Origin of the sequence: Mycolicibacterium wolinskyi str. Jessa 2025 (genome assembly GCF_049241375.1) — a bacterium.
In the GTDB taxonomy this organism is placed as follows: Bacteria; Actinomycetota; Actinomycetes; order Mycobacteriales; family Mycobacteriaceae; genus Mycobacterium; species Mycobacterium wolinskyi.
Map to the genome: position 1 here is coordinate 4,787,103 of NZ_CP185960.1, position 18,854 is coordinate 4,805,956.

The 18,854-nt window shown below is 64.0% G+C and carries 20 protein-coding genes and 1 pseudogene; 5 read left to right on the forward strand and 16 right to left on the reverse strand.

Going from position 1 to position 18,854, the window contains the following annotated elements; all coding sequences use genetic code 11:
• Window positions 1-833: 833 nt before the first annotated feature.
• From ACOI2T_RS23690 to ACOI2T_RS23720, 7 genes are all read right to left on the reverse strand, one after another.
• The gene (locus ACOI2T_RS23690) at window positions 834-1,394 is read right to left on the reverse strand and encodes an HNH endonuclease (RefSeq protein ID WP_409506281.1); all 561 of its coding nucleotides are present in this window, start codon (window positions 1,392-1,394) and stop codon (window positions 834-836) included.
• Between the two features lie 110 nt (window positions 1,395-1,504).
• The gene (locus ACOI2T_RS23695) at window positions 1,505-1,654 is read right to left on the reverse strand and encodes a hypothetical protein (protein WP_409506282.1); all 150 of its coding nucleotides are present in this window, start codon (window positions 1,652-1,654) and stop codon (window positions 1,505-1,507) included.
• Between the two features lie 660 nt (window positions 1,655-2,314).
• On the reverse strand, window positions 2,315-2,782 hold the full coding sequence (locus tag ACOI2T_RS23700; protein WP_421874481.1) for a YbaB/EbfC family nucleoid-associated protein: 468 nt from the start codon (window positions 2,780-2,782) through the stop codon (window positions 2,315-2,317).
• Complete coding sequence (locus ACOI2T_RS23705) at window positions 2,779-3,642, reverse strand: HEAT repeat domain-containing protein (RefSeq protein WP_409505424.1); 864 nt, start codon at window positions 3,640-3,642, stop codon at window positions 2,779-2,781. Before ACOI2T_RS23705 ends, ACOI2T_RS23700 begins: the two co-directional genes overlap by 4 nt.
• 33 nt (window positions 3,643-3,675) lie before the next feature.
• Window positions 3,676-5,016: a putative toxin gene (locus tag ACOI2T_RS23710; protein WP_409505425.1), complete on the reverse strand. Its 1,341-nt coding sequence runs from the start codon at window positions 5,014-5,016 to the stop codon at window positions 3,676-3,678.
• A 9-nt stretch (window positions 5,017-5,025) separates the two neighbouring features.
• Entirely contained in the window at window positions 5,026-5,313 is a 288-nt protein-coding gene (locus tag ACOI2T_RS23715) for a WXG100 family type VII secretion target (RefSeq protein WP_409505426.1), read from the reverse strand.
• A gap of 9 nt (window positions 5,314-5,322) precedes the next feature.
• Complete coding sequence (locus ACOI2T_RS23720) at window positions 5,323-5,622, reverse strand: WXG100 family type VII secretion target (RefSeq protein ID WP_409505427.1); 300 nt, start codon at window positions 5,620-5,622, stop codon at window positions 5,323-5,325.
• A 144-nt stretch (window positions 5,623-5,766) separates the two neighbouring features.
• On the opposite strand from ACOI2T_RS23720, the gene ACOI2T_RS23725 reads away from it, so the two are divergent.
• Window positions 5,767-6,090 carry a hypothetical protein gene (locus tag ACOI2T_RS23725; protein ID WP_409505428.1) on the forward strand — a complete coding sequence of 108 codons (324 nt, stop codon included), beginning with the start codon at window positions 5,767-5,769 and terminating at the stop codon, window positions 6,088-6,090.
• A gap of 34 nt (window positions 6,091-6,124) precedes the next feature.
• On the opposite strand, the gene ACOI2T_RS23730 is transcribed toward ACOI2T_RS23725, so the two are convergent.
• The 6 genes and pseudogenes from ACOI2T_RS23730 to ACOI2T_RS23755 form a co-directional block, all read right to left on the reverse strand.
• Window positions 6,125-6,352 carry a hypothetical protein gene (locus ACOI2T_RS23730; protein ID WP_409505429.1) on the reverse strand — a complete coding sequence of 76 codons (228 nt, stop codon included), beginning with the start codon at window positions 6,350-6,352 and terminating at the stop codon, window positions 6,125-6,127.
• 728 nt (window positions 6,353-7,080) lie between these two features.
• Window positions 7,081-8,193 carry a hypothetical protein gene (locus tag ACOI2T_RS23735; protein ID WP_409505430.1) on the reverse strand — a complete coding sequence of 371 codons (1,113 nt, stop codon included), beginning with the start codon at window positions 8,191-8,193 and terminating at the stop codon, window positions 7,081-7,083.
• 28 nt (window positions 8,194-8,221) lie between these two features.
• Complete coding sequence (locus ACOI2T_RS23740) at window positions 8,222-9,532, reverse strand: HEPN domain-containing protein (RefSeq protein ID WP_409505431.1); 1,311 nt, start codon at window positions 9,530-9,532, stop codon at window positions 8,222-8,224.
• A gap of 445 nt (window positions 9,533-9,977) precedes the next feature.
• A pseudogene (locus tag ACOI2T_RS23745) lies at window positions 9,978-10,244 on the reverse strand (hypothetical protein); the annotation flags it as partial.
• Window positions 10,241-12,475, reverse strand: a complete 2,235-nt coding sequence (recG, locus tag ACOI2T_RS23750) for an ATP-dependent DNA helicase RecG (protein WP_409505432.1) — start codon at window positions 12,473-12,475, stop codon at window positions 10,241-10,243. The pseudogene ACOI2T_RS23745 and the gene recG, both read right to left, overlap by 4 nt.
• The gene (locus ACOI2T_RS23755; RefSeq protein ID WP_409505433.1) at window positions 12,475-14,115 is read right to left on the reverse strand and encodes a fatty acid kinase ATP-binding subunit FakA; all 1,641 of its coding nucleotides are present in this window, start codon (window positions 14,113-14,115) and stop codon (window positions 12,475-12,477) included. The genes recG and ACOI2T_RS23755 overlap by 1 nt, the downstream gene beginning before the upstream one ends.
• A gap of 247 nt (window positions 14,116-14,362) precedes the next feature.
• On the opposite strand from ACOI2T_RS23755, the gene rpmB reads away from it, so the two are divergent.
• Both rpmB and ACOI2T_RS23765 read left to right on the forward strand, forming a co-directional pair.
• Window positions 14,363-14,557, forward strand: a complete 195-nt coding sequence (gene rpmB, locus ACOI2T_RS23760) for a 50S ribosomal protein L28 (RefSeq protein WP_067854126.1) — start codon at window positions 14,363-14,365, stop codon at window positions 14,555-14,557.
• A gap of 181 nt (window positions 14,558-14,738) precedes the next feature.
• A complete protein-coding gene (locus ACOI2T_RS23765; RefSeq protein ID WP_409505434.1) occupies window positions 14,739-15,023 on the forward strand; it encodes a hypothetical protein in 285 nt (94 codons plus the stop codon).
• On the opposite strand, the gene ACOI2T_RS23770 is transcribed toward ACOI2T_RS23765, so the two are convergent.
• The gene (locus tag ACOI2T_RS23770; protein WP_085145282.1) at window positions 15,024-15,734 is read right to left on the reverse strand and encodes a uracil-DNA glycosylase; all 711 of its coding nucleotides are present in this window, start codon (window positions 15,732-15,734) and stop codon (window positions 15,024-15,026) included.
• Window positions 15,735-15,758: 24 nt separating this feature from the next.
• Window positions 15,759-16,730 (reverse strand): thiamine-phosphate kinase, encoded by a 972-nt coding sequence (locus ACOI2T_RS23775; protein WP_409505435.1) that lies wholly within the window; start codon window positions 16,728-16,730, stop codon window positions 15,759-15,761.
• A gap of 105 nt (window positions 16,731-16,835) precedes the next feature.
• On the opposite strand from ACOI2T_RS23775, the gene ACOI2T_RS23780 reads away from it, so the two are divergent.
• Together ACOI2T_RS23780 and ACOI2T_RS23785 are read left to right on the forward strand one after the other, a co-directional pair.
• Window positions 16,836-17,078, forward strand: a complete 243-nt coding sequence (locus ACOI2T_RS23780) for an Lrp/AsnC family transcriptional regulator (protein ID WP_085145280.1) — start codon at window positions 16,836-16,838, stop codon at window positions 17,076-17,078.
• Between the two features lie 10 nt (window positions 17,079-17,088).
• Window positions 17,089-17,658, forward strand: a complete 570-nt coding sequence (locus tag ACOI2T_RS23785) for a DUF3515 domain-containing protein (protein WP_409505436.1) — start codon at window positions 17,089-17,091, stop codon at window positions 17,656-17,658.
• A 3-nt stretch (window positions 17,659-17,661) separates the two neighbouring features.
• Here the strand turns inward: ACOI2T_RS23785 and ACOI2T_RS23790 are convergent, their stop codons facing one another.
• Window positions 17,662-18,783 carry a D-alanine--D-alanine ligase family protein gene (locus tag ACOI2T_RS23790; RefSeq protein WP_409505437.1) on the reverse strand — a complete coding sequence of 374 codons (1,122 nt, stop codon included), beginning with the start codon at window positions 18,781-18,783 and terminating at the stop codon, window positions 17,662-17,664.
• Between the last annotated feature and the right edge of the window lie 71 nt (window positions 18,784-18,854).

Here is an 18,854-nt window from a genome sequence, read left to right on the forward strand (position 1 = left end):
GACTCCTGCTCAACGATGTCTTCCTCGGCACGAGAACGCTTGAGGTCGTTGGCTTTCCAGTTTCCTGGTTTGTAGCCGAGCAAGCCGGCGCGAGCCGCAGCGGGCGCGATCCCCCGGGTCGGAGGTGAACAGCACCAAACCAAAATTCAATCGAAATTAGAACGTGTTCCAATTGTAGCATCAAGGGGGTACTCTTCTCGGAATACGGCGACCGACAACGAGTGGTACCTCGGTAGCGAGATCGCCCGTGTCGACAGGCTGCCGGATACTCCAGCAGACGGACCGAGTCGCTGAAAACGTTCTTACCGCTTCCGCCGAACCCGGCCTTCCCGATCTCGGCCTTCCTGACTCTCGCCTTGGCACAACACAACTCGATCGTCCGATAGTGGCGGCCATCATCATCCGTCAACAAATGTCGATTGCCATTTTGGGTGGCGGACGACGGCTCTCTGACATGAGTCTTTCCTGATGTTGTCACGGATTTGGCGGACACGTTTCGCCATCCAAATGGCAAATCCGAGCACGAGACGGTTGTCCCACGAATTCACCGACGGAGCGCGGATTGTGGTGCGGTCATTGCGAGGACGACCGCCAAGGTGCGGATGATCTGTTCGGGTTAGCCGAAACGGCAGATCAACCCAGTCCTCGCACTGCTGGAGCAGCATCCGCAGCGTCGGCCGGTGATCGACAGGGCGCTGAGGGTGACTACGGCAGCGTCGAACACCGGTGCCTACCGATCACAGACCCACCACCCCGCACCAAATCCCAGGCAACACACCGAACGCTGCCCTCGCGCTCGAAGTCGCGCCAGTGCCGCCCACGGCTATCTGGCCCTAGGGTTGCGCCGCGTCTTCCGTACCATCGATCGCTACATCGACTTCGTCGAGCGGCTGCGCCCCGAACCAATGCTGGACGAAGGCAGCACCTTTCGGCGAAAGTTTGAATCGCCGGTTCGTGCCAACTCTGATGCCGTCGATGTGGAAATACGCGTCCTCGACATCGAGCTCTTCCAGCATCCCGTCGTCTAGCAGATACTGGTAGGTCACACTCATCGCCCACGGCAGGACGATCCAGTCGACACCTCCCGCCCGATTCCCCAATGACTCCAACACTCGACGTTCGATGTCGTTGTACCGGTGTGCGACGACACCGAGATTCAACTTGTACTGGCGCATCGACGTGCGGTCGATATCACCCCGATCAAAACGGGTGTGACACGTCGGGCACAGCGCGATCAGATTGTCGAAGGTGTGCTCGCGCACTTTTGCCCACGGCACGATGTGAGCAACCTCAACCGGGATGCTCCGGCACGTGGGGATTGCGCAGCGATGGCCAGCCTCAACCAGAACCTGCCGCTTCAGCGCGGCCGGGATAGCGGGTCGGGAGTCAGCCACACTGTCAATCTAAACAGGCCGCAACCGCATTCTGCCCATATAGTGGCACCGTCACCACGCGGTGACACAAGCCGGCCCTCGATTCAAGTGAGAAATCTGTTGCCGCCGGATCAGAGCGCACCACGCCGCTCGTCTTCGATCCGACGCTCGACTTTCTCCGAGACAATGCCCGGGTTGCACTCCTTGAGATATTCCAAGAAATCCAACATGCCGGCCAGCTGATCGTTACCGTACGCGTCGCGGGTTGGCAGCTCCAGCAAGTGCTCTAAATCAGCTTCGGAAAGCTCGCGGGCAACCAGCTGTAAACCTCATCAACACCAGGTTGCTGCGATCCCAACTAAGCGTAAAGTCAACTTCGTTGATCCATTTCCTCTTTAGTGCCTTACGGATGGCAACTGAAGACAACACTTCGGAGCTGCCCTCCGATTTTCCACCGTGATCTCGAAATTTATGCGCGACTGCATGTTTCGCAACATACTTGGCATCTTGCCTTGGCTGATGAATCCCGACGGTGTCTGTCGCAGCCAAACGTGGCTAGCGGCAACGCCAATGAGCTTCGGACCACCATCCGGCGCAAAACCGTCGACCACGCGCACACTCTTCGATTGTTCCCAGCACTCCGTGGGCCGCCCGTTGCTGCTCGCGCCCACCCGGGCCAACGCGCGAAAACGATCAGTCCAACTTTCGGTGCCCGAAACACCATCGAGTACAGGCCTACAGATGAGTCTGTCGCCCACGGACCTCGATAACCAAGGATCCTCCATCAGCGACAGTGGAGTACACCACGCACTGACCTACAGATAATCAGACCAAGACCAGATCCACCGTTATTTAGACAGTCCTGGGCCGACGACCGCTCCACGCGGAGAACGTGACCATGCGCTCAGACTTAGGATGGCCATCCGTACTGGATCCGCTGTCTAGGACCCATCTGTCCGCCAAGGGCGGCGGAAAAGCCCGTGGCTGAAGCCAGGGTCGCTTGATGGGGCTCGCATGAATCCCGGCAGGGCCTCGGCTGTGACTTTGCGTAGGGCCGCCGCGGTGAACGTGTCGGTGCCTTCGAGGTCCTCCAGGAGGCGTTGTCGGTGCTGTTCTAGAGGCTCGAGTACTTCAGCGACCTTTAATGCTGCGTTGAACGAGGCCTGCTGGGCGGCTTCGACGATCAGCCGACCAAGCCGCTCACGATCCATATACTGGGTGTCGTCGGCCAGTTCGACGTCAGCGAGGTCGCCCGAGGCCGTGACCCATACGCGGACAAGCCCATTGTCGGACACACCGTCGACCTCGCCGATGGAGTCGATGGCTTGTCGAGCTCGCCGGAACGCTTCGGCTTGACCTTCGAGGCTGTCGAGGTCGAGATCTGTGTCGAAACTGTGGTCGTTACTCATTCGGGGAGCCGTTCCATGGCGCGACGTGCTTCCTTCCGGATCGACGCGTCGCTGTGGGTGAGGTAGGGCTCGATCCGAGCTCGGACACCGGGTGCCTTCATCTGGATCAGAGCGCGAATCGAAAAGTACGTGAAGGTGTCGAGAAACCTCAGGGCAAGGTCGCGCGCGTCGTCGGTTTTCACCTTGCCTAGATATTCGATCAGCGGGCCCGCCGCTGCGCCCTGATGCTGTAATTCGTCGATGAGTTCGGCGATCAGGGGGAAGTCGCTTTTGGTCGCGATACGAGCCAGGGCGACTGTGGCATAACCGATGAGGCCGTTACGCATTTGGGGCCGCCGCCGCAGTTGGGCAACGAGTGCCTCGATCGCGGCTGGATTGCCGCGGGCTGCGAGATCGTTGAGGTTGCGGATGAGGCCCGCTCGGATAGATTCGCGATGGGGCGTTTCCTCGCCGGGGATGCGTTCCTCGAGGTGGGTTAGCCAGTCGATGAAGATGGGGATTCCCTGGGGAATGGTCCGCACACGGTTGGACAGGTCGCCCAGCGTGTAGCACGGCACGCCCACAGCGGAAAGTTCTTCCATGATGCGGCGGTCGAATCCGCGCTGTCCGTCCTTGTAGCGGGCGGGCAGGCGCTCCATCCAGTTTGGGCCTTCAGGCATTCCTGGGTAGGTGATGGGTTCGTTGGACGCCGGTGTTTTGGGGCGGCTGCCGGCTGTGTGATCGTGATCAGTCTGGGTCGATGAGCGCGGCGCTCGGACCAGATCGTTGCTCGTGGCTTCGATGCTGCCGATGGCATTGCGGAGGTTCGCGAGGACCTCGGATCTATGGCGGTTGGGTGGTGTGTCGGCGGACTGATTCATCAGACGGTGCCTCGGAGGGGGCGGGCGTTGTGGTTAGTGGTCATCGTTGTCGTCGAGTTCTTTGCGGATTATTTGGATCTGCCCAGAGTCGATCGCCTTCTGGATATCGGGATCGTTGATCTGTGTCCGGTGATCCACGACAAGGGTCATGGTGTAACCCTCTTCTTGGGCGAACTGCAGTTCCTTCAGTATCTGGGTCTTATACGGCCTGATTTCATTCGTATTTTTAACTTCGACGACATTCTGGTTCTCGTCGTCAATATAATCCGGTTCGATCAGCGAGGGGACGCCGTTATATGTGATCGGTACCCTGCGCTTTTCGTGCGGTGGAATACCGGCCCGCTCTTCGCCCTGCTCGCCAGCTTTCCTGTTTTCTTCATCGCTGCGATTGCGCACCGGGTTCGTTTGCCGCGGTGTGCGGTCGAGGATCGATGACAGTAGTTGGGTACTGGTCGTCGCTGTCGTGTAAATCCCCTTATTGGACTCGGCTGCGGTGCTGACTGTGCCGTTAATGCCTTCGATGAGTGCGTCCATGCCGCGGGCGTAGGCACGCTTGTTCTGCTCAATCAAGCTGTCAAGAAGGCGTACAAGCCAACCTGCCCCGATACGTCGTGCGCCGATCTTGTCGACCTCGTAGGAGAAGACAATCGCGTTCAGGATCTGCAAACTTGTACGGCCGGTGCGTTTGTCGATGTCGGCGACGCGGTGCACTTCCTGGCATGCAGCGCCGAGTGCGATACCCATGTCCCCAGTATCACTAAGGGCCTGGTAGACGTTGGCGACTTCGTCGACGATGCCGTCGACCTCGGGACTTTGGTCCTGGGCGGCTTGGGTGAATACCCCCAATACATCGGACCTCAACGTGGCAGCGGTCGCCTTCGTCGTGTTCCCATAGGTGGTGAAGTCCGTTCCCGCAGTACCGATTCGGCCTTCGTCGCAGTCGGCCCACTGCTTGGTCACATACTTTTCGATCAGATCCCAATGGGCGGGTTTCTCGCGGGTACCTCCCACCGCGTGTTTGGTGGGGTGCAGATTCGTGGCCAGCGACGATCCCTGCGGCTGTGGCGGTGTCGGTTGTGTGCCTGGTCCTCCGCTGGATTCATTCTCCACATCCGCGTGGTTCAGGCCGGCCTGGTGGACCAGGTAGCCGAGCTCACGTGCCGCCATCGACGTCGTGGATGCCATCTCGAAGACATCGGAGGCCGATTGGTCAAAGCTCGTCGCCCACACCGGCCCGCCGCTGTCGTAGGTGCCCGCGCTCTGGCTGACGTCTAGTTTGTTGTCCAGATCTTTGAGCGCGGTCTCCAGGGTTTTCGAGAGTTCACAGAGCTTCGCTGCGACAGCGTAGTAGTCCTCGGGCGTAACTTGCGTCATGAACGGGCCCTATCCCAGCATTTCCACGTTCTTGCGTTGCGCCTCGGCGTAGTTCGCCCGAGCGTTCGCGACAAAGGCACGGTGAATTTGCAGACTGTCGAGGTGCTGCTGGAGCGCGGCTTGCCAGCGGTCGTGGGACTGCGCGAACGCTGTCGCCGAGGTACCGGAGTACTGCTCACCGATGGATGCCACCGTCGCTTTTGCACCGTCGCGGTAGGCCGACAGTTCCTCAATCGAGCGGTCGAGCAGCTCGACGAATTCGTCGAGCTGATTCAGGTCGTAACGGTAGGTCGGCATAACGCGGCTTCACATCTGTTCGGCGATCACAGCGCCGGATTCGCCGTCCTCAGTCCCATACAGCTCAGCGGCGGTGCGCAAATCGTCTGCCTCGCCCGCTAGGACGTCGAGGTGCTTGTCGAAGATTGCGAGCAGCTCCGACAACCTGGTGTCGGCGATGTCGGCGGTCTGACCAGTCCATGTGCCGCGCAGGCGGTCCTGCGCCACATGCAGGGTGTGTAGGACCGCACGCATCTCGTCGCGGATGTCGTGCAGTCGCTGAGCACCGGCGACCAAGACCTCCGGATTCACCCGTAGGCTGTTGTCCATCGACACCTCCCCCTGGACCGCAAGGTAATCATGGACTGGCGTGCATCACTGAGTCAGGCAGCCCAAGCTGACCTCGATCGACTGTTTGCTGACAGCATACAAGTGGCTGCCATAGGCCTAGAACACCAAAATTTGGCGCCGTTCATGCTGGTCATCGGCACCAACGGTGACCGCGCCATGCGAAATCTCGGGGCGCCGTCGCGGCAACGCGGAGTCGAAGCCGTCATCACGGCACTGCAAGAGGAAACCGACGCCGAGAACTTGCGCGCCCGGGCGACCGTCATGGACGTCGCGGTGCGTGAACCGTTTGCCGGCGACGCGATCAACGTCCGTCTCGAACACCGGGAAGGCCAGGCGATCGACATCTTGGTGCCGTACCGGACAACCGGAGACGGCATCACGATCGACGGCAACGCAATGACGGCCTCGGTCGATGTCGCCCGCTTGTGGCCGACCAGTTCACCGTGACGGCGCTACCACCGCCGGTGAGAGCCAACGCAGTTCACTGCAGTGGAGCGATGCTGAAGCCGAATTCGGTAAGTGGTTCAAGCGTGGCGGTCCCTATGTCTCCAATCGGCGCGAAAACGATGACGACGTCGCCAAGCTCTGCCGACGCGAAAGAGCGAATTGTCTTGTAATGCGCCAACTCCTGGCGCATCGTCGGCTCGTCCTCCCATTCGCCGATCAAAATCGGGACGACCCCGCCACCCGAGCCAGGCACCCGTGACATGCACGATGCGTAATTCTCGACATTCGGGAATCTGATCTTCCCATTAGAGATTGTCGAAACGGACCCATCTGCGCAAACGGCCCCCGACCACTCCTCACGATCTCCAGACACCTGACCAGCCGCAGAGACCGCGTGCCCGCTGGTCACCCTCTCCCGGTCGATCCAACCCGCCACCGCCGCGACAGCGACAGCAGACACCAGAATCGCGCCCCCAATCAACGCGGCCGGCCGCACAAGTCGTGCACGCGACGCCTGGGACGACACACTCGGAACCGCGGCGCTGCCGTTGTAGCCATCCAGAGCCTGACCAGGCCCCGGATCAGAATGCGGTAGCGACGGGTACCTCATACAACTCACCATATCGCCACGGTGCTCGACACCATCGAGGCACCGACAGATACGCGCCTGCTGATAAGAGCGTGCCCTGCGGCGGTGACTACCGCAGGCCCCGAATGGTCCTCCAAGACCATTGTCCCGCGCACCTATTCGCCACCCTGCTAGCTCGCAAAGTCCGTCGGTGTTGCGACGTTGATTAGAACTCGCCCCGGGAGTAACTGCTCAAGATTCGAGCGGAACCGACACCCTCCGCGCCATAGTCGTACGCGAAACGCTCGAACCAGCCGCGTACACGGTCACGTTCGGGGAGCTGTCGACCCAACTCGGCAATCCTCGTTCAGGCGACGAGGCCTGAGTTCGATCGGGCTCAGGCAACCGCACCACGCCGAATACTAGGAAGATGTCGGGGCCGACTTGTTGATCCAATCATTGAGCGCTTCATCAAGCGCATCATCGAGATTGACATGAACGTCCCTCACTCGCTGTTCGAATGCCTTTCTGACATGAGGATCAACCTTGCCTGGTACTGACACTCGTGAAGACGTAGTGGCGGTGGGCTTGTTGGCTAGCTCCTGGTCCGGAAAGTCTGTAATCAGCTGCAGGTAGTTCTCCGCCGTGGGAATCATCAACTGGCCCTCGGTGAACCACTTGAGGATCTTGCACTTCGCCGAGTTGGCGCACACGCCCCGGTGGTGGACGTAATCCTGCCGCAGTTTCGACAAATCGCCAAAGTAGTCGAGCTGAAAATCGCGCGGGGAGCACTCGTGCGCTTGGGCGAGCGCCGCTCGGTAATACTCTTCCCACTCCGTGTAGAAGCTCACAATCGACTGGGATGCAAACTGTTTCATCACCGACGGAGGTGGTGCATCATCAGCAATCCCATGAGGTGCTCCCGGGTCAACGCTAACGATGGCTTTGAATCCAGCCAAACTCAGAGTCGTCTTGGACGGCTGATCCACCATCGAATTGGTCGCTAAGTCGTAATGGCGCAGCGGACGGGGGGTTAGTGTCGCGAAACTGAGGTGCCGCGCGGCTAGCTCGCGAGCGATGACTGTCATCGAGCCATGAAGACCCGTGCCCGCGACGAGGAGAGTGGTCTTCAGCGACAGCTGCATCTCCGAGATCAAGTCGACGACGGTAGGCTCACCGATGTCGATTGAGTCGAGCGCCAGTCGTGCCGTGCGAACCACTTGTCCGAATTCATCCCATTGCGGTAGTAGCTCACGTTGCCGGGTGAAGGTCGTCGCGGCGTCGTACACCGGCTGCAGCACCGCCAGCATCGACGGGTTGGTCGGCCTATCGACGGTCCACAAGTCGATGACGGGGGTTGTCAACGTGCCCGTGACTACTCCATAGACGAAGGTGGAGTTGACCAACCGAAATCCGGCGCGGGCTTCCGGGCGTTGCAATTGTTCTCGTTCCCTGCGTCCGGTGGGCATCGACTGATACTGCTCGATATCCAGCAGCACCGACTGCCACCGCTGCACGGCCTCACGCGTGGTCACAGCTGAAGGGTATCCGGCACGTTGGTTCTCAGCTTGTCTTTCCATTGGTGCCAGTTGATCGGCCCGAATCTTGCTCCAGCGGCCGCACCTCGGCTGGTGGCGAAGGGTACTCCCACCCGAGTTCTCGAACTAACTGCGCAATGTTCGCGCGGACGTGGTCGAACCGATTGGACTCTAAGAAGCCCTCCCGAATGACATCAGGTTGAACGCCCGCATGAAGGAGCAGCAGTGCACGCAATAACCAGGGCGTGGCGGTCACCACGATCAACCATCGAAGATAGCTCTTCTCTAGCGGCTCCTTCGCTTCGTCGATGGGCAGGTGATGCGCAAAGTCGTTGCGTGCCTTGGTGATTTGTCCGGGCAGGTCTACCAAAGACTCGGTGATTTCCGGAATCACCGAACACACTTCGCTGACAATCTCGGTCGCCCGCATCCGGAAGCTCACGTCGGTAAGGAACTGCAACGAATCACCGACGACTTCGGAGTCGAGACCATACGCCGTCGCTTCGGCCCGGCCGGCGAGTCGACCTGCTTCCACGATCGCCCTCCGGGCCTTCTTGGAGATCCCGGGGAATTTCGACTGCTGATAGGGCAACCTGCGATGTATGCCCTCAACTAGGGAGGTGACAACCAGCGCCTCCGCCTGCAACGCCCCTTTCATAGGTGAGAACACGGCCGCCGCCAGACCGTCTAGCCGGTCGTTCAGCGGGATCCAGTTCGCAACCATCTCAAGTGTGAGAACTTCGCGAGGCAACAACGAATTTAAGCTTGTCTGCGCTACACAGGTGTCCGCCACGTCGCTTAGCAGAGGCAGCCACGGACCATCCAGTGCGACGCGAATCTCCACATCTTCGGCTGCGAGCGGCTGGTCGAGCGCTAGCTGCATGAGTGCTCGCACTCCTGACACAACAAGAACCTCAAGGCGTCGCAACGTCTGTGGCGATGCCGGCGTGTAGGTCAGCCAGTTGCCGTTTTCTGCATCTTCGATACCCAAGACAGCACCGTGCTCATCGACGACGACGTCACCAGCGTTGAGATGGTCGAACCAATATCGATGACCAAGCCGGAACCGAACGGCGTTAACGGGCTGGTCTGTATCGATGTGTTCACCTAGCACGACGGTGTCAGCGACGTACCGCGGCGAGCCACGAAACCACTGTCCTGCACCGCCGTGATTGCGGGCGTTCAGCATCGTGATCCGCTCGCCGGTATCGAGCTCACCATGAAGCGTGATCGGTAGAAATGACGCCACCGAATCCTCTGCTCTACCTGAAATGCCGACGCCACCCGGGAAGCGTCGTATCCGCGGATCATCGACGAGGCCGGCGTCCAGGGTCACCTCGGGATCTGCGCCAGCTCGATGACTGAATTCACCACCTGCGCAAGGTTCAGGCGTTCCAGCGACCCAGAACAACCCACAAGTGACTATTTCCATCCTTGCCCTCCGACACTCGCCCGCCGCCCGACGACGCCGCTCATCGAACTCATCCCTCTACCCATCCAGACCGAGCACCAGCGACAGCTCCCACCGCACCAAGTCGATGCCGGCAACAACCTTCGGGTCATCCGGGTCGAACCCATCAGCCATCAATGCTTGACGCTCCTCTGCATCCACACCCAGTTAGACGCAGAACAGGACAACTCGGTTCCCACCGGATAGGCCACCCCTCAGAACATCTTCACCAATCCCGCACGTTGCGATACGCGGGCAAGTACCGCAAAGGGCACAGTGACCTGGATCAACAGCAACAGACCTACGCAACACGCAGAAACCCCCCAAGGAATCGGGTGTCGCAGCCGTTTCGGCCGCCGGGCGCGCTGTTCTCGTCGTCCCATGCCTCACCGAATGCAGCGTGCCGATAGTCGTTGCCGCGCACGCGAATCGGGATCTCCGCCAGCCCGGCCAGCGGATCGATGCCCGCGGCCACGGTAGGGGTCTGCGCCTGCGCGACGAACCGCGCGCTGCGCTGATCCGACACCATCACCTGAATGGCCACCACAACCGCAAGTGCGACGGCTGCGGCCAGCCACCCCACCCGGCGCCGGGTCATGCCTTTTCCAGATACTCGACGCGCTCGGTTTCGACGAATTGCGCTGCGAGCAAGGCCATCCCAGGATCCTGCGGATTCTGTTCGTACATCCCCTCACAGAACGTGCGCGCGTCGGTGATCACTTCCAGATGTTCACGCAATGACAGGAAGCGCAGATTGATGGTCCGGCCCGACTGGTTGAGCCCGAGCACGTCCCCTTCGCGGCGCTCGTCGAGATCCAGGTCGGCGAGGGCGAAACCGTCCAGCGTGCCTGCGACCGCTTTGATCCGCTCCCCCGCCTTGGAGCCCTCGGGCAGCCGCGTCGCCAACAGGCACAGGCTCGGGTGTTGACCGCGACCGATCCGGCCCCGCAACTGGTGGAGCTGGCTGATGCCGAACCGGTCGGCATCCATCACCACCATCACGGTGGAATTCGGCACGTCGACACCGACCTCGATGACCGTCGTGCATACCAATACGTCGATCTCACCGGCCCGGAATGCCGACATGACGGCGTCCTTCTCGTCACCGGACAGCCGGCCGTGCATCAGGCCGAGCCGCAGACCGGACAACGGCCCGGACTTGAGGCGGTCGAACAGCTCGACGACGGTGATCGGCGGCGGCCCGCCCTGGCCGCCTTTGTCATTGCCGTTCTTGTCGTTCTCGTCGATACGGGAAGCCACCACGTACGCCTGGCGGCCCGCGGCCACTTCCTCGCGTATCCGGGCCCACGCCCGGTCGAGCCAAGCCGGCTTCTGCGTGATGAAGATCGTGTTGGTGGTGATCGGTTGGCGCCCCCGCGGAAGCTCGCGCAGCGTGGAGGTCTCGAGATCGCCGTAGACCGTGAGCGCGACCGTCCGCGGGATCGGCGTCGCCGTCATCACCAGCAGATGCGGGGTCAGGCCATCACGAGCCTTGGCGCGCAAGGCATCACGCTGCTCTACGCCGAACCGATGTTGCTCGTCGACCACGACCATGCCGAGGTTGTGGAACTCAACCGCCTCTTGCAGCAGCGCGTGTGTGCCGATCACGATGCCTGCCTCACCCGAGGCCACCTCGCTTCGCACCTGGCGCTTCTGCTGGGGCGACATCGAGCCCGTCAACAACGCGATCCGCGTGGCGTCGTCGTCTCCGCCGAGTTGTCCGGCCATGGCCAGCGGCCCGAGGACGTCACGCACCGACCGGGCATGTTGGGCGGCAAGCACTTCCGTCGGCGCCAGCAACGCGCACTGGTATCCCGCGTCGACCATCTGCAACATCGCGAGCACCGAGACGATCGTCTTGCCCGATCCGACCTCGCCCTGAAGCATGCGGTTCATCGGACGCGTCGATGCGAGCTCATCGGAGATCACGTCGAGCACCTCGCGCTGGCCCACCGTCAACTCGAACGGAAGCCGGCTCTGCATCGCGGCGGCCAACCCGTCATCGGTTCGCGGCGCCGCCGGACCCGACTCGCTGAGCTCGCCGTAGCGTCGTGCCACCAAACCCCATTGCAGGCCGACGGCTTCGTCGTAGGTCAGCCGCTCGGCGGCCCGGTCCCGCTGCGCCGCGGTCTCGGCCAGGTGCACGGCCCGCAACGCCTCGTCCTCCGACATCAGATTCCGCTGGCGGACAAACGATTCCGGCAGCGGATCCACGATGGGGTCGAGCACGTCGAGCACCTGGCGCACGCATCGGTAGATATCCCAGCTCTGCACTTTCGCCGACGCGGGGTAGATCGGGAAGAACTCTTTCTCGAACTCGGCCAACATGTCTTCACCGCTGGCGCCGGACGCGGTCGCGATGGACTTGAGCGACTTGGTCCCGATCTGCTTGCCTGCGGGCGGATTGAGAACCAGGAACGCCGGATGGTTCAGCTGCAGGGTGTTGCGGAAATACTTGACCTCGCCCGAGAGCATCAGCCGGGTGTCGACCTCAAGCTTGTCGATCAACCAGTCGGCGTTGAAAAAGGTTGCCGTCACCTCGGGCCGGTGCTTGCCGAGGGTCACCCGCAGATACCTGCGTGGGCGTTTGCCGGGCTGGCTGCGCATGGGCTTCGCCTCGGCCTTGGTGATCACATCGATGAACGTGACGTGTTCGCCCTCTTCGAGGTCGAGCGCCTCACCCTCACCACGCACCGTCATGCCGTCGCTGTACTTGCGGGGGTAGTGGCGCAGGAGATCGTTGACGGTGCGGATGCCGAAGTGCTCTTCGAGCGGACCGGCGGCCTTCGTGCCGATCACCATGTCGAGCCGGTCGCCGAGGTTTACCACTACTCCACCCCGATCAGTAGCGCATCGCCGCGATGGCCGGTGTGGTACGTCACCAACTCCGCCCCGAGGTGTTCCTTGTGGACGTGCGCCTGCAGTGCCTCACCCACCGCGGGGTCGACGCCGTCGCCGGTCAACACGGTGATCAGCTCGCCACCCGCCACCAGGAACAGATCGATCAGCCCGGCCGCCGCGGCGGTGATGTCGGGCCCGACGATCAGCACCTCATCTCCGGCGATGCCGAGGCCGTCGCCAGGTTTGCAGGCACCGGCCCAGGTCAGCGCCTCCTCGGTGGCCATCCGCACGGCACCGTGCCGCGCACCCGCCGCGGCGCGCGCCATGGTGTAGCCGTCGTCGACCGCCTGCCTGCCTGCGTCGTGCACGGCGAGTGCAGCCAGTCCCTGCACCATCGAACCCGCCGGGACCGGAACCACGTCGATGCCCCAACCGATCGCCGCGGTACACCCGGCCACGAGTTCTTCGGCGGCCACATAACCGTTGGGCAACACCATGACCTGCGCGGCGCCCACGTCGACGAGCGCGCGCAACAGTTGTTTGGCACTGACCGGCTCGCCGGCATCCGGACGCAGTACATGCGCACCCTCGCCGCCGAACAGCTCGGCGCCGCCGTCACCGTCGACGATGGCCAACACTGCGCGCTCGCGTTCCCAGCCGCCGACCGGGCGGGCTCCGCCTGCTCCGATGAGCGCGGTGATCTGGATACGCGTCAGGGTGCCGATCGCCAGCCCCGCCTCGACTGCCGCGCCCGCATCGTCGACATGGACGTGGACGGAGTATTGGTCACTGCCCGAGGCCGCGATCGCAACCGACTCGCCCAATTCCTCAAGACCGGCCCGCAACTGTTCGACCGCGTCGGCTCCGCAGCCACTCAGCAGATACATGACCTCGAACTGTGGCGGAGCGGTGGTCGGTGTCTGTGTGCGCGCGGCCGGCGCAGCCTGTGGCGGCTCGGGTGTATAGGTGGCCCTGCGGGGGGCCTGGCCGACGATCGTCGCGGTCATCGCGTCGAGCAGCACGAGCAGGCCCCGACCACCGGAGTCGACGACCCCGGCTTCGGCGAGCACGTCGAGCTGCTGTGGGGTGTGGTCGAGCGCATCGGCCGCGGCGTCGGCCGCCGCCGCGACAACCTGACCGAGCTCGGCGCCATCGGCGGCACGGTCTTCGGCGGCGCCTGCCGCGGCCTGCAGCACCGAGACAATGGTGCCCGGCACCGGTTCGCCCATCGACGTGTTGACCAACCCGACGGCGTGCCGCAACGCCGCCCCGAACAATGCGCCGTCGACATCGGTGAGGTCGCCGTCGCGCTGGGCCGCAGCCGACGTGATGACTTCGGCCACCCCGAGCAGGATTTGCGACAAGATCACCCCGGAGTTGCCGCGGGCGCCCTGCAGCGCGCCCGCGGCCAGCGCGCTCGCCACCTGGGCGACGTCGCCGCCGGCCGGCGCGGCATCGATCTGCGCCCACGCCGACCGCATGGTGAAAAGCATGTTGGTGCCGGTGTCGGCGTCTGCGACCGGGAAGACGTTGAGCCGGTTGATCTCGTCGGTGTGGGTGATCAGATCGCCGACGGCGGTGTGTGCCCAATCCCGCAAGGCGGTGGCATCGAGCCGCCGAGCAGACATCGGACCTCCCAGTTTCAGCCGAATCCCCGGTGCGGTGTGGGTGCCGGTTACACCACCCATAGTGGGCGCAAGCCTAGCCAGTGACGGCGACAAACCCGATGAGACCACCGTCGCCTGTGGATAACCTGAGGCGGTGCTCACGGCCGATTTTGGCGATAGCCAGCCTGGCCGGTATTCTGATCAGGTTGTCGGGTCACCCCGCCTGTGGTCGTTGGCCCCCAAGTACTGATTTCGAGGAGTTGTTGATATGGCTGCCGTGTGCGATATCTGCGGGAAGGCGCCGGGCTTCGGCAAGTCGGTGTCGCATTCGCATCGGCGGACCAGCCGGCGCTGGGATCCGAACATCCAGTCGGTGCGCGCCGTGACGCGCCCGGGTGGCAACAAGCAGCGCGTGAATGTCTGCACTTCTTGCATCAAGGCCGGCAAGGTCGCGCGCGGCTGAGCGCTTGCGCGAAGACGAAGACCGGCACGGCTGAGCGCTTGCGCGAAGACGAAGACCAGCACGGCTGAGCGCTTGCGCGCGGTCGCCGTGGTTTAACCGAGAGGTCGGCGGGGTAGCTCCTGTCGTCATGACCTCTCGCGTATCACACTCAGCGCTGTACGCTGTCGCCTCCGGATTTGCCGTGGGTGCGTTGCTGACCGCATGCGGTGGCGGCGACTCCGGTGACGAAACCACGACGGAGACCACGACCACCGAGACGACGGTCATCGAGACGACGGAGTCTCCGATCGAAGAGACCACGTTGTCTCCGGCGCCGACGTCTCCCGCGTCGCCTCCGACGGTGACCACCGAGGGTGACGGGGACGCGACGATCGAGATCCCGTCCCCGCCGGCGATCCCATCGCCGCCGGCCATTCCCTCACCCCCGCCGATTCCGTCGCCGCCGCCCATCCCGATGCCGGGGTAGTCAGGGCAGTCGCCAGTCGATCGGCTCGGCGCCACGCTGTTGCAGGAGTTCGTTGGCACGGCTGAACGGCCGCGATCCGAAGAATCCGCGCGAGGCCGACAGCGGTGACGGGTGCGGGGATTCGATCGTGGCGCAGTCGCCTTCCGCGAGCATCGGCTTGAGCGTCGACGCGTCGCGTCCCCACAGCACGGCCACCATGGGCTTGCGGCGCGCCACCAATGCGCGGATCGCGCACTCGGTGACCGGTTCCCAGCCTTTCCCGCGGTGTGACGCCGGAGTACCGGGGCGCACCGTCAGCACCCTGTTGAGCAGCAGGACGCCGCGTTCTGCCCACGGCGTGAGGTCACCGGTGCTGGGCGGCGGGTACCCCAAGTCGTCGGCATACTCGGTGAAGATGTTGGACAGGCTGCGCGGCAGCGGCCGAACGTCGGATGCGACCGAGAAACTCAGTCCGACGGCATGTCCCGGCGTGGGATAGGGATCTTGTCCGACGATGAGGACGCGCACCTGATCGAAGGGAAAGGTGAAGGCCCGCAGGATGTTCTGGCCGGCCGGAAGATAACGCCTGCCCGCGGTCAGCTCTTCGCGCAGGAACTCCCCCATCTGTGCCACCTGGGCCGCGACGGGCTCAAGCGCGCGGGCCCAGCCGTCTTCGACGAGTTCGTTGAGAGGGCGTGCACCGGTTGAATTGCTAGTCGCGTCCGCAGTCACGAAAAGCCAACTTAGCGTGAACCGTTAACCGAACGACTGCCATCCCGGGCTTCCCGTCCACGGCGCGCCGTCGACGAGAACCCGGGCCGGCCCGTCGACCACTCGGCCGATCACCCGCCAACCGTCGGGCGGGGCCCCCGAAAACGTCGCTACCAGCGCGTGATCCTCACCGCCGCCCAGGACCCACTGCAATGGGTCGGCATCGACGGCCGTGGCGGCAGCGGCAACCGCGGCCCGATCGTCGGCAAGACCACCGGTGTCCACGTCGATGCCGAACCCTGACGCGGTGGCGATGTGGCCGAGATCGGCGAGCAGCCCGTCGGAGACATCGGTCATCGCCGTCGCACCGGCCGCGGCTGCCACCGCGCCCTGACCGTACGGCGGCTGCGGCGCCAGGTGCCGGTCCCGCAACTCGGGGTAGCCGTCAATTTCGTTGTCCCACAACGTGTATCCGGCAGCCGACCGGCCGAGGTCGCCGATCACCGCGACGACGTCGCCGCTGCGGGCCCCGCCACGCCGGACCGGTGCACGGCCGCCGAGATCGCCCAGCACGGTCACCGAGACCACCCACAGCGGTGCGCGCACGAGGTCACCACCGGCGATGCCCGCCCCCAGTTTCCTGGCCTCATGCCACATTCCGTCGGCGAGTTCGACCGCGTCCGCCGTCGCCGTGTCGGCCGGCGCACCGAACGACACGAAGAACGCCGTGGCCCGGCCGCCCATGGCCTCGATGTCGGCGGCGTTCTGCGCTATCGCCTTGCGTCCGACGTCGTGGGGCCGCGACCAGTCCAGCCGGAAATGCCGGTCCTGCACCAGCATGTCGGTGGAAACGGCCGTCCGGCCGTCACGGATCGCCACCACGGCGGCGTCGTCACCCGGTCCCAGCGTGACGGATTCCGGCTGTGCTCGCCCGGCCAGCAACCGGTCGATGACCGCGAACTCGCCGACCGCCGCGAGACTGTCGTTGGTGTCGGTGGCTGGGTCTCGGTCGGCCATATGCCCTTCTGCCCTTCGCGGCTGCGCCATGAACACTGGCCACACCTGCGGTACGTTTGGTGCCTGCGGCGAGGAGTCTATGCAGCGAGACGGAGGAGACGGCGGGTGGTGCAGGCTTACGTGCTGATCCAGACCGAGGTGGGCCGCGCCGAGGTCGTCGCCAAACAGCTCGCCGCATTGCCGGGCGTGATCTCGGCGGAGTACGTCACGGGGCCGTACGACGTGGTGCTCCGCATCAGCGCCGACACGCTGACCGCCCTGCAGAGCGATGTCATGCCGAGCGTGCAGCAGGTCACCGGCATCACCCGGACCCTGACCTGCCCGATCGCCAACGGAGCGCAGCCATAGAGTTGGTGGTGTGACCGATCCGCAGACCACCGATGGACCACCCCGCGCTCTCTTGATTGCGGCGGTCGTCGTTGCGGTGTCGGCGTTGATCACCGTGCTGGGGATTGCGGCGTCCCGCCAGCAGTCGCCCGACCAGCAACCTGTCGTCATTTCCTCGGTGCCCGCCCCACAGGCCGACACCGCCGAATGCCATGCGCTGCTGGGAGCACTGCCCGAGCAGCTCGGCGATTTCCGTCGTGCCCCCACCGTCGATCCGACTCCGCCGGGCGCGGCCGCGTGGCGCGCGGGAGCCGAGACCGAGCCCGTCATCCTGCGGTGCGGTCTTGAGCGGCCCGGCGACTTCGTGGTCGGCGCGCCGCTGCAACTGGTCGATGCCGTGCAGTGGTTCCAGGTCCGCGATCCCGGCGCCGGTACCGAGGCGCCCGAGGACGCCCGCAGCACGTGGTACGCGGTGGACCGGCCGGTGTACGTCGCGCTCACCCTGCCCGCCGGCTCGGGGCCGACCCCGATTCAGCTGATCTCCGGACAGATCACCCGAACCATGGCGGCCCGGCCGATCGATCCGGCCCCGGCGCGCTGAGTCTCAGCGCAGGCCGGTACCGCGGGCCAGCGCGGTCTCGACCATCGCAGCCAGCAGCGTCGGGTAATCCACGCCGCTGGCCGCCCACATCCTCGGGAACATCGAGATGGTGGTGAAACCGGGCATGGTGTTGATCTCGTTGATGACCGGACCGTCTTCGGTCAGGAAGAAGTCGACGCGGGCCAGGCCCTGGCAGTCGATCGCGGTGAATGCGCGCACCGCGAGCCGGCGAACCTCGTCGGCGACATCGTCGTCGACCTTGGCAGGCACGTCCAGCTCGGCGGCGTCGACCAGGTATTTGGTGGCGAAGTCATAGAAGCCGTCTTCACGACCCCGAACCCCGGCCACCCGGATCTCGCCGACCGTGCTGGCTTCGACCCGGCCGTCCGGGAATTCGAGGACACCGCATTCCAGTTCGCGTCCCGGAACCGCCGCCTCCACGATGACCTTCGGGTCGTGACGGCGGGCGAGCTCGATCGCCGCGGGAAGTTCGTCCCAGGCAGAGACGCGGCTGACGCCGATCGACGAGCCGCCGCGGGCCGGTTTGACGAACACCGGCAGGCCGAGCCGCTCCCGATCGCCCAGGCCGAGCGTGGCGTCCTTCGGTCGTAGGACCACTTGATCGCCGATCGGCAAACCTTCCGCGGCCAGCAGTTTCTTGGTGAACTCCTTGTCCATGCCCGCAGCGCTGGACAGCACACCCGAACCGACGTAGGGCACCCCGGCCAACTCGAGCAGGCCCTGGATGGTGCCGTCCTCGCCGTAGGGGCCGTGCAACACGGGAAACACCACGTCGACGGCCGCGAGCACCTCGCTGGGGCCGCTGGTCAGGGACAACAACTGCCCCCTGCGGTTGGGCGCGGCGGGCAACGCCAGCTCGGTGCCGGAGTCCTCGGTCACCGCGGGCAGTTGACCGTCGGTGATCGCCAGCGTCTCGGGCCGACCGTCGGTGAGCATCCATGACCCGTCCGGGGTGATACCGACGGCGACCACCTCGAAGCGCTGCGGATCGAGGTTGCGCAGGATGCTGCCTGCAGACACGCACGAGATCGCGTGCTCGGAGCTACGCCCGCCGTATACGACGGCGACGCGGATGCGTCCTGGAGGCTGGTTGCGGGCAGTCACAACCTAGAGAGGCTACCGTCCCGGGCCGACCCCGCACGTGGGCGCATCCGGCCCGCAGCCTTCGTCGCAGG

Coding starts and splice junctions, on each gene's coding strand:
- rpmB (WP_067854126.1), top strand. CDS start 14,363: ATGGCTGCCGTGTGCGATATCTGCGGGAAGGCGCCGGGCTTCGGCAAG.
- ACOI2T_RS23730 (WP_409505429.1), bottom strand. CDS start 6,352: ATGTCACGGGTGCCTGGCTCGGGTGGCGGGGTCGTCCCGATTTTGATC.
- ACOI2T_RS23710 (WP_409505425.1), bottom strand. CDS start 5,016: ATGACGCAAGTTACGCCCGAGGACTACTACGCTGTCGCAGCGAAGCTC.
- ACOI2T_RS23715 (WP_409505426.1), bottom strand. CDS start 5,313: ATGCCGACCTACCGTTACGACCTGAATCAGCTCGACGAATTCGTCGAG.
- ACOI2T_RS23755 (WP_409505433.1), bottom strand. CDS start 14,115: ATGTCTGCTCGGCGGCTCGATGCCACCGCCTTGCGGGATTGGGCACAC.
- ACOI2T_RS23720 (WP_409505427.1), bottom strand. CDS start 5,622: ATGGACAACAGCCTACGGGTGAATCCGGAGGTCTTGGTCGCCGGTGCT.
- ACOI2T_RS23775 (WP_409505435.1), bottom strand. CDS start 16,730: ATGGCCGACCGAGACCCAGCCACCGACACCAACGACAGTCTCGCGGCG.
- ACOI2T_RS23725 (WP_409505428.1), top strand. CDS start 5,767: ATGCTGGTCATCGGCACCAACGGTGACCGCGCCATGCGAAATCTCGGG.
- ACOI2T_RS23705 (WP_409505424.1), bottom strand. CDS start 3,642: ATGAATCAGTCCGCCGACACACCACCCAACCGCCATAGATCCGAGGTC.
- ACOI2T_RS23700 (WP_421874481.1), bottom strand. CDS start 2,782: ATGAGTAACGACCACAGTTTCGACACAGATCTCGACCTCGACAGCCTC.